Below are 13,908 nucleotides of genomic sequence, written 5' to 3'. Positions count from 1 at the left end.
CCATGAGCTACCACAAATACCTATCGTATGGTTTTATAAGACACTGCCATCAATCGGTAATCTAAGTGATCGCAGAGAGACTCCGATCAGTCGGATGGTTGCTGGCTGACCGGACCCTCTGCTGGCGTTGTCGTTGAAACAACTGACCACAGTGCTGTCCCATGAACATCAAACCATGACCACACACGCAGTCTACGACGAGATCCGTTCCGGTATCGACCGACTGAATGACTTCAAAATGAGCACGCGCGACCTTTCCGAGCCACGCAAGCGTATTGCACACGCTGACCGGGTCCACTTCATCGGCTGTGGGTCCTCATACTGGACCGGTGTGATCGGTCAGTATGCGTCGTTCCAGCGCGGCATCGATGCAACGGCGTACGCCGCGTCAGAATACCTGTTCGCCGGTCCACCGATTACTGAGGAAACTGTTGTCGTCGCCTACTCCCAGTCCGGCGAGACGTCTGAAACCGTTACAGCCGCTCGACGAGCAAAGGAGAAGGGTGCATTCGTTATTGGCATCACAAACACCGATGATTCGTCGCTCGGGTCAGTAGCGGACGTGGTCCTCGTCACGCCAGCGGGGACCGAGAAAGCAGTCCTCGCCACCAAAACCGTCGATGCCGCGTTGATGCTGACGTTCTCGTTACTCGAAAGCAAATACAGTGAGTACACACCGAGCGAACTACAACGCATGTGCCGGAACGTCGTCGAACAGGACTTTCAGACAGCCGTCGCTGTCCTCGCGGAGGCCAAGACACTCTACACTCTCGGACAGGGGATCGAATATGGGCTTGCAGGCGAGGCGGCGACGAAGTTCGGCGAGGGTGCACTGTTGCATACGACGGCACTCCCGACACCGGAAATCAGCCACGGACCCATCGCAAACGCTGCCGGTGAGCCGGCACTCGTCATTGCTACCCAAGAATCGGAGGCATCGCTGACCAGCGAGGTCGTTTCAAAGCTATGCGACGCCGGAGTGACCACAATTGTCCTGCGGCGGCCGACGAACGACTACGGTGGAGACATTTCAATCGAACTGCCGTCTCGTTCGCCGGATCACCCGATAGTGCCGTTAAAGATCCTGCAATCGCTCACGTACAAGACGGCTGTCAAGAAGGGATACAATCCGGACGATCCACCGGAGCTCTCGAAACATATCGAGTGGAGTGCACTGGGGTAGCGGGCTGGATCAGCGATTCAGGTGAATGAGGCATCCCGATTGTCGATGAGAGGCCTACAGTGATGGAAGTCACGATACACAGCCGCACAACCGATATTTTATCTCGGCGGGAGCTGGATTATGTCGTTATACCATGAAGATTAATCACACTCCGGATACGATGCAGCAGTATGCAAATCACCGGATACGAACTGTTCGAAATCCCACCCCGCTGGGTTTTCCTGAAACTAGAAACCAGCACTGGGCTCCTGGGCTGGGGTGAGCCTGTTATCGAAGGCAGAGCGAAAACAGTTCGGGCAGCGGTTGAGGAGATGCTGGATCAGTACCTCATCGGCAAGGACCCGTTTAGAATTGAGGATCACTGGCAAGCGCTGTATCGTGGCGGGTTCTATCGCGGCGGACCGATCCTGATGTCTGCCATCGCTGGTATCAATCAGGCACTCTGGGATATCAAGGGGAAACACTTCGGCGCACCTGTGTACGAACTGCTGGGTGGGAAAAGCCGCGACAAGGTTAGAGTGTATAAGTGGATCGGCGGCAACCGGCCGGAGGATGTCGCTGCAGAAGCGACGCGGTTGGCCGAGGCTGGCTACACTGCACTCAAAATGGATGCGACGAATCAGACCCGGTTCATCGAGACAAGAGCGTCGCTCGACGAGATCACAGAACGAATTCAGCACGTTCGAACAGCGGTGGATGACGGAGTAGATATCGGGATCGATTTCAGAGGCCGAGTATCAAAATCGATGGCCAAGACCCTTACCAACCGCGTTGAATCTGTCGAACCGATGTTCATTGAAGAGCCGGTGCTTCCCGAGAACATCGAACACCTTCCGAACATCGCGGCCCAGACACACGCACCCATCGCAGCAGGTGAGCGACTGTATTCGAGATGGGATTACAAAGATCTCCTCAAAACGGGGGCGATTGACGTGATTCAGCCCGATGTCTCTCACGCCGGCGGTATTTCAGAGATGGTCAAACTGGCTAACATGGCGGAGTCACACGATGTCGCCATTGCACCGAACTGCCCACTGGGCCCAATTGCGCTGGCTGCGTCGATCCAGGTCGATACGGTCGTTCCGAACCTGTTAGTCCAAGATCAGGGGTTCGACGTCCACTCTGAGACGACCAGTCCCGCACATGATCTGCTGAATTCGAACCCGTTTGCGTTCGACGACGGCTATCTGAAGACGCTGGACGGTCCGGGACTGGGTATCGATGTCGCGCTAGACGTGGTTCGGGAGAAGGCAGAAGCCGATCTCGACTGGCACAACCCGATATGGCGGCACGAGGACGGCAGCGTCGCAGACTGGTAACGACCGTTTCATAATAATAAAAACTTAAGATATAGACGGGAGTAGTAATCTTATGCCCGACGAAACTGAGACAGCAACACTTTCCGCACCGATGAAGACGTTCGCAATCGTCGACGTGCTCAGAGATGCCGACGGGCCGCTTGGCGTCTCAGAGGTGGCCGAACAACTCGGGTACACTCGGAGTACGACGTACAAGCACCTGAATACGCTGTTGCAGTCAGGCTACGTTACAAAGAGTACAGGGGACTATCAGCTGACGTTACAGTTTGCCGATATCGGCGAACACATCAAATCACAGGCACCCATCTACCACGACACGAAGTCCCAGATAGACCAGATATCAGCGACGACCGGCGAGTCTGCCGGACTGGTTATCAAGTGCGAAAAGCAAATCGCCGATGTCTATCATACCGCTGCTGACGACTCTCCGAGACATGTAAACTCCCCGTGTTTTCACTGCAGCGCTCCGGGAAAGGCAATCCTCGCAGCGACCGGTCCAGAGGAGGTCAATGCTATTTTAGACCACACTGATCTGCCTGCGATGACCGAAAACACGATTACGGACCGCCAGACGCTTACCGCCGAACTCGATAATATCCGGGACCGGGGGATCGCGTTCGAGCGTCGTGAGCAGTATCCGGACGTAAATTGCGTTGCGGTTCCGATTCAGGACCAGTCCACGACTGCAGCTGTATACGTGGCGGGACACGCTGACCGGCTGAGCGGGAAGCGGTTACAGGAGGATGTCCCCGGGATGATCCTGAGCGCCGTCAGGCAACTCAATGCGGAGCAGATCTGAGTCGATCGCAGCCATTCCTGTTCACGGAAGCACTCTCAGGATAACCTGGAATCGGCAAAGCTCAGTACAGCCACATCAGCTCCGGTCCTATTTGCCCGCCGGCAGTTTCAGCATTGCCATACATATCTCAACAAAGATTTTCATTCGAAAGAGAGTATTTCTTTTAGTGAAACCATCCGACAGCGGGCTGCGAATGGCATAACAGCCGTACACTTATTATCCCGATTCGCTCAATTGAACCCAGCCCCTCCTAAATATGCATATATCGTACCGTAGCGGTGCTGTATCGAGCCTCTTTCACCTGCTTTCTTTTCCACCGCTCTCGTTCAGTATGCTTCCAGCGCCCAAACAACTTTTCATAATGCGAAACTCCCTCGACGAGAGACTTCTGTCTCCTGGTCGAAACATTCAACTGTTGATGGACGGTGCGTTTCACTCACGGGAATACCTACAACAATGGATGCAATCGCTGTCAAGCGGGGGAAGACTCGGCCAGAACGGATCGACATTGAGCGCCCGGAACCGGACGAGGGAGAGGCCCTCGTGAGGACTCTCCGTGTTGGCATCGACGGAACGGACTTCGAGGTGCTATCGGGATCACACGGCGAGTTTCCCGAGGGTAGCGACTACCAGATACTGGGCCACGAGGCTGTCGGCGTCGTCGAGTCCTCGAACGGGACCGCGTTGAACGAAGGAGAGATTGCCGTCCCGACAGTCCGGCGGCCCGCAAACACGTCAAGTCGGTTCTTCGAGAACAGCGAGCCTGATATGGCTCCACCCGGTGAGTATGTTGAACGGGGGATTGCGGGGGCGCACGGCTACATGGCCGAGTACTTCACTACACCCGAGTCGTTTCTCGTTTCGATCCCGGAATCGCTTGCGGATGTCGGATTTCTGGTCGAACCGATCAGCAATGCCGAAAAGGCACTCGAGCTGGCACAGCGGTCCAGGTCGACCTTCGAGTGGCAGAACTCTGCTGGACTCGTCCTCGGAAACGGACCGCTGGGACTGCTTACATTGGCGATGCTTGCAGACCGGTGTGAGCGAACGTACTGTCTCGGCCGTCGTGAACGGCCGGACCCGACCATCGATATTATTGAGGAACTAGGGGCCACCTACATTAATTCTCGACAGACGGCCGTGGACGAGATCCCTACAGTCCACGAGCCGATGGATCTGGTGTTCGAGGCGACGGGGCACGCAAAACACGCGTTTTCGACGGTCGAGGCACTCGGTGCGAATGGAGTCGGTGTCCTCCTCGGCATCCCTGAGGACTGGGAATTTACTGTCAACGGTGGGGCGCTCCACAGGCAGTTGGTCCTCCAGAACAAAGCGTTGCTCGGGAGCGTGAATTCCAACGTCCGGCATTACAAACGCGCTCGTACCACTCTTGCAGAATACCCGGATTGGTTCCTTGCGTCTATCATGACTACCCAGTGCTCTGTGTCGGAGTTTGCGGATGCATTCGAGGAGTCGCCGGATACTATCAAATCGTACATTGAGTTTAGCACCTAAGTAACAGCATACCCGCAATGTACACGTATTCGGCTCAAAGAGTTGCATCCTCTCCCACACACGCGTATTAATAATAATCTTAATTTTCTTTTAGGCTTGTTTGGGTAGATATCACTGTTTTAGAGCTTTTTATGTCAATAAGTATTGTTCTATGGAGGCACACCTCCTATGTTTAGACGCAAACATCTGCTAAACGAGTAGAAATAAACTGCTATACTCAAAATACGGGCGAGGGAAACCAGTGGATAGTGTCTTCGGGTACTGGCGATCTCGAAACTACCGACGGTCAACAAGGCGTTGGATTACGCAGTTACTATCCGTGCCTATGAAGGACTGACTCCACCGATCGATTCTTCAGCAGGGGTGCTATCGTTCGCGCCAGTGGCTACGTCTGGGAGTACTCATCGACCCACTCCTGTAGCGTGATACCCATCGTTGACTGCGTAATCGCGTTCGAGGACGCGGAGTTCGCACTCTTGACGAGTTCGGCTTCCAGTGTCCGCGTCGGGATCTCGCCGATAAAGTGCGGAATCGCTCGCTGGACCGCCAGCGGACAGCCGACCTCGTGCGCAAGTGCATAGCCTGACAGGGAGTGTGGGACCTCTTCGGTTGCGTATCTCGGGTCCGGATCGAGTAGTTTCTCGTCCTCGACGAAGTCGACGTACTCATAGCACTTTCCGACGTCGTGGAGTAATGTCGCTGCGACGATGACGTCGATATCGGGATCGGCACCGTGGAACTCCCGCTGTTCGATAGCGGATTCCCGTGCGATTCTGGTGACCCCGCGGACGTGCCTGACGTTGGTTACTTCGTGGATGTTCCAGGCGTAGGGAATATCCGTAATGTCGCGCCACCCACCTCGTTCAAGCGCGAGTGTCCACGCTTCGATGACTTTGCTACGAAGGTCGTCCGATGAGATGTAGTCGAGTTCCGGGAACGCCTCCGTGACTTGCGCCTCGTAGTCGGGCATACTACCCCTCGTCCTTGACGAGCTGTTCCTGGCCAATAAACCGGGGCCGCTCGTCGATAGCTAAGAAGTTATCCACATCCTCGCGGGCCGCTTTCGCTTTCCCTCTGTCCGGTGCGTAGTCCCGTGAGCCTTCGCTGCCGAGCGCGTCGTATAGCTTCTCGATGTCGTCGAAGTAGAGTTCGGCGACGCCGTCGAACTCGGCGTTCTCGGGGTCTGTTGGGATGACCGTATTGTACTTGACGACGCCCTCGATTTCACGGGCGATCGGTGTGTGGTTGGTCTGCCAGTAGTCGACGAACTCCTCGTGGGTCATGTCGTCCTGCCGAACGAGAAACGCCGAGTGCTTGTAGAGACCGTCAGTATCGCCATCGACCTCGTCTTTCTGCACGATCTCTTCGCCGATAATACGCGGCCGCTCCTCGACAGCAAGGAAGTTATTCACGTCTTTGCGGGCCTTTGCGGCTACCTCCTTGGTAGGGTCATAGTCCCGGGAGCCGGGACTGCCCAGCGCCTCATGCAGGTCGTCAAGCGTCTCGAAGTACAGCTCCGCCAGCCCGTCAAATTCGGCGTGTGCTGGCTCTGTTGGAAGGACTTGCTGGTAGCGAACCACGCCCTCGATGTCCTTCGCGATCGGCGTGTGATTGGTCTGCCAGTAGTCGACGAACTCCTCGTGAGACATATCGTCCTGTCTGACTAACAGAGCTACGTGCTTGTACATCATCAGCACATTTCTGACCTATGAGTATAAAAGCTAACGTTGTTTCCTGTCAGAGTGTTTAGGCCAGTAAAGATTAATGTATGCATGACGCCGAAGATTGAACCGATATGGAGGCAGTCAACCCGGCTACGGGCGAGCGGCTGGACGTGTACGACCCTGACGATGACGAGGCAGTCGAACGGAAACTGGACCGTGCCACGTCGACGTTCGAGGACTGGCGCGATGTCCCGTTGCGCGAGCGCGAGCAATTGCTGGTAAACGCCGGCGAGGTCCTACGGGAGAACAAACAGCGGTACGCTGAGCTGATGACCCGGGAAATGGGGAAACCAATCACGCAGGCTGTTGCTGAAGTCGAAAAGTGTGTCTGGGCCTGTGATCATTACGCCGAATACGCGCACAAATATCTCTCCGCAGAGCACCACCCCAGTCCGCCAGGGACAGAAGTAAAAACGGTCCATGACCCGCTCGGGCCAGTGCTTGCAGTGATGCCCTGGAACTACCCGTTCTGGCAGGTCATTCGGTTTGCCGCGCCCTATCTCACTGCCGGCAACGTGGGCCTCCTCAAACACGCCTCAAACGTTCCTGGGTGTGCGCTCGCGCTCGAAGAAGTGTTTGCCGAAGCCGGCTACCCTGACGGCGCGTTCCAGACGCTGTTGGTTGGCTCCAGTGACGTTGACGACATCCTCGCAGACGACCGTGTCCGTGCGGCAACGCTGACCGGAAGTGGCCCCGCCGGCCGTGCCGTCGCCGAAACGGCCGGCAAACATCTGAAAAAGACCGTCCTGGAACTCGGTGGGTCTGACCCGTTTATCGTCCTCGACGACGCAGACCTCGATGCGGCCCTCGAAACTGGGGTGCAAGCACGGACACTGAACGGCGGCCAGTCGTGTATCGCCGCCAAGCGCTTCATCGTTCACACAGACGTCTACGAGGAGTACGTTGATGGACTCGTCGCTGCCTTCGAAGACCTCACTGTCGGCGACCCGATGTCCGACGAAACCGATGTCGGCCCACAGGCTGATCCAGACCTGATGGCCGAACTCCACAATCAGGTACAGGCCAGCGTTGACGCCGGTGCAACGGTGCTGACTGGCGGCGAACCGCTTGACCGGCCGGGGGCCTTCTATCCACCGACAGTACTGACTGATGTCCCCTCGGGGTGCCCCGCTGACACCGAGGAGACGTTCGGCCCAGTGGCGACCGTCTACGAGGTCGCTGATGTAGAGGAAGCAATCGAAGTCGCGAACGACACCCGGTTTGGCCTTGGTGCAAGCCTCTGGACGGCGGACCGAGAACGCGGCCAGCGTCTGGCACGAGACATCTCCGCGGGCTGTGTCTACATCAACGAAATGACCAAATCAGATCCACGGGTCCCGTTCGGCGGCATCAAAGACGCCGGTTACGGTCGTGAACTCTCGGAGATGGGAATCAAAGAGTTCGTCAACAAAAAGACGGTCTGGATCGAATAACCGTTCGCGTTTGCCACTGGGTGGTGCTTCTATTGCTGACGCGCTCGACTCCCGTCTGCTGCCAGCAGCCCACGGCAGCCAGCGATTTCGGTGACAGGACAAAGCTTCTTGTTTCACGGGGCGTTATGCGGGTGCATGGAGTTAGCTATACTAGGCGGTACTGGTGACATCGGTGAGGGACTCGCGATGCGGTTTGCCGCCGACACGGACCATGCGATTACGATCGGCTCGCGGGACGCTGCAAAAGCCAGCGAGCGAGCCAGAGCGTACGGAGAACGGTTGGCCGCCCACGGTGTCGAGACTGAAATCAACGGGACGGACAACAGTAGCGCCGCGGCCAGTGCAGACGTGGTTATCCTGGCCATTCCTCCACATCACGTCGGCGATACAGTTGAAGCACTGACTGAGGATGATGTACTCTCGGACCAACTGCTCATAAGCCCCGCTGTCGGGATGAACGGTGATGGGGATGGACTTCACTACCGACCACCATCGACGGGGAGCGTTACCGAGTTTGTCGCGGAGCGGGCCCCTGAATCTGTTCCAGTGGCCGGCGCGTTCCACAACCTTGCAGCGGATCGGCTGGCGGATCTAGAGGCCACGCTCGATGTGGATACGCTGGTAGTCGCCGACGATCCGGCGGTCAGTGACCGAGTCGTGTCGCTGACTGCTGATCTTGCGGGCGTCCGACCGATCCCTGCTGGGCCGCTTTCGAACGCCGCGGAAGTCGAGAGTCTGACGCCACTGCTCATCAACATCGCTCGATACAACGAGGATATGCACGATGTCGGTGTGAGCTTTACGTAGACGCCGGCCGCGCTTCCGTCCTCCGCCGTGGTTCGATAGTATCGTAGCGAGGTCGATTGCGTTCTCGCTTTTGCCTATGCCCGAAAACAGTCACAACCAGACAGGGAAGTATTTTACCGCGCGTTGTCGATTCCGTCGATCGCGTCGGGGTTCTCGATACTCGCGAGGTCACCCAGTTCTGCACCCTCGTAGACATTCTGAATGATTCGTCGGACAATTTTCCCGGACTGCGTCTCCGGAAATGCATCGACGAAGCGGACTTCACGCGGACGGAACGGCTTGCCAAGCGCTGTCCCGACCTGCGCACGCAATGTCTCGCGAAGGTCCTCTGACTCCTCGTACTCCTCGTTGAGGATGACGTATGTGACAACCGCAGTCCCCTTCGTTTCGTCGTCCGCTCCGATCGCAACAGCGGCGTTGACCGCATCGTGTTCGATAAGTGCGCTCTCGACTTCGGCCGGGCCGACCTTCCGGCCGGCGACGTTGAGGACATCGTCCGACCGACCGTGTAAGAACCAGAAGCCGTCCTCGTCTTTCTGCGCCCAGTCGCCGTGGTCCCACATATCGTTGAACCGCGACCAGTACTCTCCGAGGTACCGCTCGTCACCGCTCCACAGCGATTTTGTCATCGATGGCGCTGACGACTGACAGACCAGATACCCCTTCTCGTTGTCTTCGGCAACGGATTCCCCCTGTGCATCGACAATGTCGATGTCCATGCCGAGCGCCGGGCCACCGAGCGTCCCTGGCTTCAGCGAATGCAGCGGCGTCGGCTGGAGGAAACAGCCGAATATCTCCGTTCCCCCGGAGATGTTCATAATCGGTGTCGTACCGCCGCCGACGTTCTCTAGGAACCACTCCCAGGAGTCCGGGTCCCACGGCTCGCCGGTCGAACCCAGCAGGCGCAGCGTCGAGAGGTCGTGGCCCTCCAGCCACTCGTCGCCGTGCTTCTGTAGCGCACGGATCGCTGTCGGTGAAATCCCGAACACCGACAGATTGTGGGTGTCGATCATTTCCCAGAACCGGTCCGGCTCGGGATAGTCGGGGGCCCCCTCATACAGGAAGACGGTGCCACCGTGGGCGTGATTGCCGATCAGCGTCCACGGCCCCATCATCCAGCCGATATCCGAGACCCAGAAAAACCGGTCTGCGGGCTTGTGGTCGAACGAAAAGAAGATTTCTTTCGCCGGTTGGACGAGCCCGCCGGCGTGCGTGTGGACGATCCCCTTTGGTTTGCCTGTTGTCCCGGATGAGTACAGCAGCATCGACTCGTGGTCGGCGGGGAGCGACTTGGTCTCGTAGTCGGCAGACTGGGACCCGACTGCATCCGCCCACCATTCGTCACGGGCGGGGTCCCACGAGAGGGCAGACTCTACAGAATCCAGCCGATTATAGACAATGGTGTGTTCGACGTGGCCGGCCGCTTCGATAGCCTCGTCCGCGGCCGATTTCAGGTCAATTTCGCTTCCCCGGCGGTAGAAACCATCGCCGGTGAACAGGACAGAACACTCGGCGTCTTCGATGCGGGTTGCTGTTGCGTCGACCCCGAAGCCGGAGAAGATGGGGACGGCAATCGCACCGACCTTGAAACAGCCATACAGCAGTGGGACGATTTCCGGGACCATCGGCATATATAGCCCGACGGTGTCACCAATTCCGATACCGCGCTCTTCGAGTGCATTAGCGACACGATTGGCCTGTTGGTGGAGTTCGTGATAGGTGACCTCACGGACTGTTCCGTCCTCTCCTTCCCAGATTGTCGCGACTGTATTTCGGTTCTCAGCGTCGGGGGCTGCATGACGGTCGACGACGTTGTGCGCGATGTTGAGTTCTCCACCGACGTACCAGTCCGTGAACTGTGGGCCGTCTGTGTCATCGCGGACCTGCTCATACTCTTGGTAAAACTCTAAGTCGAGATAGTCGACTATCTCATCCCAGAACCAGTCAAGTCCGGACGCCGGCTCACCGTCGATATCGGTGACTGTCCGTCTGTGGAGTTCTTCGAAGTTCTCGATGCCGTGCTCTTGCATGAACGCGTAGACGTTGCTCTGGGTGACGAACGCCTCGCTCGGTTCGTATCGTACCGCTTCGAGTGCTGTGAGTGTGTCTGACATTGGATTCACGTGGCTGTGACAGTGTCCGGAAGCTGTGCAGTCGCTGCAATCGAGCTATCCCGTCTTGTAGACGCCGCGCGCATCTGCGACCTGCGCATCGTCTTCGGCGTACACTTCCACATTGACGACGCCAACGTCACCACCGTGACGAACTACGTCCGCTTCCGCTCTGAGGTCTCCTGTTCCGGCTTCGAGGTAATCGATTCGCATATCGATGGTCGGCACCGGCTGGTCGACGAGGGACACGAGAGCGGCCCCGCCAACGGTGTCAGCGAGGGTGAACGTAACGCCGCCGTGGGCCATTATTTGTTCCTCGTTCCATGACAGTTCTTCCCGCATTTCGATATGGCCTTCCGCGTGCCCGTTATCGACAGTCGTTATCTCGATATCGAGCAGGTCGGCAAACGGCATGTTCTCGAAGAATGCTTCGATGTCCATACTCATCAATTCGGTTCTTCACCTGGGGAAATAAGTATTGGTGTTCACAGGGGTCCGAAACCCACGGGCAGCACCTAGCGAGTCACTAGCGCTTGTGATGTCGCATCCCCTTCGGGTCAGACAGTATCTGATGTTCCAACAGTCACCGACATCATGTGCCAGTCCTAGCTGATTTTCGGCTGCACCTCTTCACCCAGCCGCCGGATGCACTCGGCCATCTCCTGCGTTCCGGTTCCGGGGTGGTACGTCCGGAAGATGAAGTGGATGTCGTCGCCCAGCGCCTCGCGGTACGCTTCGAGTTCCGCCGTGACTTGTTCGGGCGTCCCGAAGATCGCCTGTTCTTTGAGTTCCTGTTTGCGGTCGTCGTCCAGTTCCGGAACTGTCTCGCCGGAGAATATCTCCTCGTACCGGCGCTGGATGTAGAGGTAGCCGTCGCGCATCTGCTCCCACGCGTCCTCGCGGGAGTCACCGATGAACCCGTGCTGGAGGACATACACCTGAAAGTCGCCCTCGATATCTTCGTCGTCACGGACGTTTCGGATGTCCTCGACGCGCTTCCGAACGCCATCGACTGACAGCGACGACGGGGCACACCATGCGTCAGCGGTCCGGGCGGCCCGCCGGACGGCAGGCCGCGACGCCCCACCGAGCATGAGGGGCACGTCGTGTGCGGGTTTCGGTGTCACAGTGACGTCCGACGAGATGTCGTGGAATTCCGGCTCGTAGTCGAGCGGCCCGTCAGACCAGGCACCCCGGAGCGTGTCGACCGTATCGGCTAGCCGTTCAGCCCGTTCGTCGTCGGGAATCCCGAAGGCGTCAAACTCGGAGACGTTGGAGCCGATGGCCATCCCGAGCGTCGTGCGGCCACCGGAGATCTGATCCACCGTCGCGATATCCTCAGCGAGCCGGATTGAATCATACAGCGGCGCGAGTGCGATACAGGACCCGATTTCGATGTTGTCGGTGACTGCAGCCAACGCCCCAAGTGCCGGTGTGACGCCTGATAGATAGTCGTCGTCAAGGAAGTGATGCTCTGAGACCCAGGCGCTATCGAGACCCGCGTTGTCGATAACTTCCCCCAGTTCGAGCATTTCGTCGTAAATATTGCTGGTTTCGCGGTCGTCGTCCGGGCGCTGCTGACAGGTAAACAGGCCTGTTCCCAGTTGCATAAATTTCCGTTACGGCGCAACCGACTTAACGGTAGTGGCACGCCGGCAACCGAACAGTACGTGAGACCGGTCGCGATGCCTGCCAGTCAGTAGTCGATCCGCGTAATCTCCGAAACAGGCCATTCGCTGAGGATCTCGACGCCGTTTTCGCGGACAACGACCATCTCTTCGACGCGGACGCCCTGCCGCTCTGCGGGTTGCATCGTCTCGACAGCCATCGTCATGCCCTCCTCGATTTCGATCGGGTGGTCCGGCGAGAGGCCGCGCCAGATGAGCGGCGTTTCGTAGAGCTGTAGCCCCAGCCCATGGGCCCAGTGGTTGGTCGTCATCTGCCAGAACTCGTCGGCGTCATACCAGTCCATATGCTCACCCTCTCTGTCGGGGAAGCCCTTGCAGATTTCGTCGGTCGTGGCCCCTGGCTCAATCCGTTCGAGGACGTCGTAGAGGTCGTCACGCGCCTTCTCGTAGGCATCTTTCTGCGCCTGTGTCGGCTCACCCATGCTGAACGTCCGGTAGTAACAGGAGCGGTAGCCCAGATAGCCGATGTTGTAGAAATCCGCGTAGACGAGGTCGTTCGGCCGAATCATTCGGTCGGTCGTGTTTGCCTGATGTTTTGGCCAGGTGTTCGGGCCGGAAGTCACGTAGCCGCCTTGGGCCATTGCGCCGTGTCCCCAGAGTTCGCCGACCGCATCGCCCCAGACTTCTGATTCACGCTTGCCCGGTTTTGCACTCTCCGTAATCTTCTGAAAGCCTGCCTCACAGATGGCAGCGACCTGCCGCAGACACTCTATCTCGTCGCGGGTTTTGGTCTTCCGCGCGTCGAGCATGATATCAGTCGCCGCGCTGGTATCGACATCGACGCCGCGGTCCTCGAACTTCTGGATTAGCGTCCCGTTCCCCACGTCGATGCCCATCGGTTCCCGGTCGACACCGTACTCCTCCATGGCCGTATACACCGTCTCGGCCATCTTGTCTTTGAGCCAGTCGCGCGCTGAAGCGCTGCCTGACGCCCGGGGCACGTTGCCGAGTCCGGGACAGGCATACCGGATGTCGTCGAGCCAGGGACAGTTGAACCGCTGGTTCGATGCGTGATCCGCAGTGTCCCAGTGGACCACGTCGCCGTCTTCAGTCAGGAGCGTGTAGTGATCTGCCCCGCTCCCGCCGGTCATAGCCAGCCCGGTGATATACCGGACGTTCGGGTCGTTGATCAGCAGCATCGACCCGAGTTCGGAGTCCTGCAGCCGGTCGAGGGCTCGTTCTTTCCGCTCGCGTCGCATCCGCTGGACGTCGATCCGTTCTTCCCAGTCGACGGCCATGGTGCCACGCGTTCCTTCCATGAAGTCGCGCTCGTACATCACCTATGCGTACAGGGAGGTCCCTAATCAAACACCGGGTTCATTCTGATCC

Annotated in this window: 12 protein-coding genes; 6 read left to right on the top strand and 6 right to left on the bottom strand. The window is 57.9% G+C overall.

The window, feature by feature from the left end:
• The first annotated feature begins 175 nt into the window (after window positions 1-175).
• The 4 genes from IEY38_RS16620 to IEY38_RS16605 all read left to right on the top strand — a co-directional run bounded on the left by IEY38_RS16620 (window position 176) and on the right by IEY38_RS16605 (window position 4,816).
• Window positions 176-1,183: an SIS domain-containing protein gene (locus IEY38_RS16620; RefSeq protein WP_188979622.1), complete on the top strand. Its 1,008-nt coding sequence runs from the start codon at window positions 176-178 to the stop codon at window positions 1,181-1,183.
• Between the two features lie 170 nt (window positions 1,184-1,353).
• Window positions 1,354-2,502: a galactonate dehydratase gene (dgoD, locus tag IEY38_RS16615; protein ID WP_188979620.1), complete on the top strand. Its 1,149-nt coding sequence runs from the start codon at window positions 1,354-1,356 to the stop codon at window positions 2,500-2,502.
• A gap of 52 nt (window positions 2,503-2,554) precedes the next feature.
• Complete coding sequence (locus IEY38_RS16610) at window positions 2,555-3,301, top strand: IclR family transcriptional regulator (RefSeq protein WP_188979618.1); 747 nt, start codon at window positions 2,555-2,557, stop codon at window positions 3,299-3,301.
• Between the two features lie 456 nt (window positions 3,302-3,757).
• The gene (locus IEY38_RS16605) at window positions 3,758-4,816 is read left to right on the top strand and encodes a glucose 1-dehydrogenase (protein ID WP_188979616.1); all 1,059 of its coding nucleotides are present in this window, start codon (window positions 3,758-3,760) and stop codon (window positions 4,814-4,816) included.
• 385 nt (window positions 4,817-5,201) lie between these two features.
• Here the strand turns inward: IEY38_RS16605 and IEY38_RS16600 are convergent, their stop codons facing one another.
• Together IEY38_RS16600 and IEY38_RS16595 are read right to left on the bottom strand one after the other, a co-directional pair.
• Window positions 5,202-5,786 (bottom strand): HD domain-containing protein, encoded by a 585-nt coding sequence (locus tag IEY38_RS16600; protein WP_188979614.1) that lies wholly within the window; start codon window positions 5,784-5,786, stop codon window positions 5,202-5,204.
• A gap of 1 nt (window position 5,787) precedes the next feature.
• Complete coding sequence (locus IEY38_RS16595) at window positions 5,788-6,507, bottom strand: EthD domain-containing protein (protein ID WP_188979612.1); 720 nt, start codon at window positions 6,505-6,507, stop codon at window positions 5,788-5,790.
• A 104-nt stretch (window positions 6,508-6,611) separates the two neighbouring features.
• On the opposite strand from IEY38_RS16595, the gene IEY38_RS16590 reads away from it, so the two are divergent.
• Window positions 6,612-7,973: an NAD-dependent succinate-semialdehyde dehydrogenase gene (locus IEY38_RS16590; RefSeq protein ID WP_188979610.1), complete on the top strand. Its 1,362-nt coding sequence runs from the start codon at window positions 6,612-6,614 to the stop codon at window positions 7,971-7,973.
• A 135-nt stretch (window positions 7,974-8,108) separates the two neighbouring features.
• Window positions 8,109-8,780 carry an NADPH-dependent F420 reductase gene (npdG, locus tag IEY38_RS16585; RefSeq protein WP_188979608.1) on the top strand — a complete coding sequence of 224 codons (672 nt, stop codon included), beginning with the start codon at window positions 8,109-8,111 and terminating at the stop codon, window positions 8,778-8,780.
• 113 nt (window positions 8,781-8,893) lie between these two features.
• Here the strand turns inward: npdG and IEY38_RS16580 are convergent, their stop codons facing one another.
• The 4 genes from IEY38_RS16580 to IEY38_RS16565 all read right to left on the bottom strand — a co-directional run bounded on the left by IEY38_RS16580 (window position 8,894) and on the right by IEY38_RS16565 (window position 13,856).
• The gene (locus IEY38_RS16580) at window positions 8,894-10,894 is read right to left on the bottom strand and encodes an AMP-binding protein (RefSeq protein WP_188979606.1); all 2,001 of its coding nucleotides are present in this window, start codon (window positions 10,892-10,894) and stop codon (window positions 8,894-8,896) included.
• Between the two features lie 54 nt (window positions 10,895-10,948).
• Complete coding sequence (locus tag IEY38_RS16575; protein WP_188979780.1) at window positions 10,949-11,332, bottom strand: PaaI family thioesterase; 384 nt, start codon at window positions 11,330-11,332, stop codon at window positions 10,949-10,951.
• A gap of 164 nt (window positions 11,333-11,496) precedes the next feature.
• Entirely contained in the window at window positions 11,497-12,501 is a 1,005-nt protein-coding gene (locus IEY38_RS16570; protein WP_188979604.1) for an LLM class flavin-dependent oxidoreductase, read from the bottom strand.
• Between the two features lie 86 nt (window positions 12,502-12,587).
• Window positions 12,588-13,856, bottom strand: a complete 1,269-nt coding sequence (locus IEY38_RS16565; RefSeq protein WP_188979602.1) for a M24 family metallopeptidase — start codon at window positions 13,854-13,856, stop codon at window positions 12,588-12,590.
• Window positions 13,857-13,908 lie beyond the last annotated feature (52 nt).

The organism is Haloarcula sebkhae (genome assembly GCF_014647415.1).
GTDB lineage: Archaea > Halobacteriota > Halobacteria > Halobacteriales > Haloarculaceae > Haloarcula > Haloarcula sebkhae.
This window is presented reverse-complemented; position numbering and strand designations above follow the sequence as displayed.

Excerpts from the sequence above, each read along its gene's own strand:
- IEY38_RS16620 (WP_188979622.1), top strand. The coding sequence starts at position 176 with ATGACCACACACGCAGTCTACGACGAGATCCGTTCCGGTATCGACCGA.
- dgoD (WP_188979620.1), top strand. The coding sequence starts at position 1,354 with ATGCAAATCACCGGATACGAACTGTTCGAAATCCCACCCCGCTGGGTT.
- IEY38_RS16610 (WP_188979618.1), top strand. The coding sequence starts at position 2,555 with ATGCCCGACGAAACTGAGACAGCAACACTTTCCGCACCGATGAAGACG.
- IEY38_RS16605 (WP_188979616.1), top strand. The coding sequence starts at position 3,758 with ATGGATGCAATCGCTGTCAAGCGGGGGAAGACTCGGCCAGAACGGATC.
- IEY38_RS16600 (WP_188979614.1), bottom strand. The coding sequence starts at position 5,786 with ATGCCCGACTACGAGGCGCAAGTCACGGAGGCGTTCCCGGAACTCGAC.
- IEY38_RS16595 (WP_188979612.1), bottom strand. The coding sequence starts at position 6,507 with ATGATGTACAAGCACGTAGCTCTGTTAGTCAGACAGGACGATATGTCT.
- IEY38_RS16590 (WP_188979610.1), top strand. The coding sequence starts at position 6,612 with ATGGAGGCAGTCAACCCGGCTACGGGCGAGCGGCTGGACGTGTACGAC.
- npdG (WP_188979608.1), top strand. The coding sequence starts at position 8,109 with ATGGAGTTAGCTATACTAGGCGGTACTGGTGACATCGGTGAGGGACTC.
- IEY38_RS16580 (WP_188979606.1), bottom strand. The coding sequence starts at position 10,894 with ATGTCAGACACACTCACAGCACTCGAAGCGGTACGATACGAACCGAGC.
- IEY38_RS16575 (WP_188979780.1), bottom strand. The coding sequence starts at position 11,332 with ATGGACATCGAAGCATTCTTCGAGAACATGCCGTTTGCCGACCTGCTC.
- IEY38_RS16570 (WP_188979604.1), bottom strand. The coding sequence starts at position 12,501 with ATGCAACTGGGAACAGGCCTGTTTACCTGTCAGCAGCGCCCGGACGAC.
- IEY38_RS16565 (WP_188979602.1), bottom strand. The coding sequence starts at position 13,856 with ATGTACGAGCGCGACTTCATGGAAGGAACGCGTGGCACCATGGCCGTC.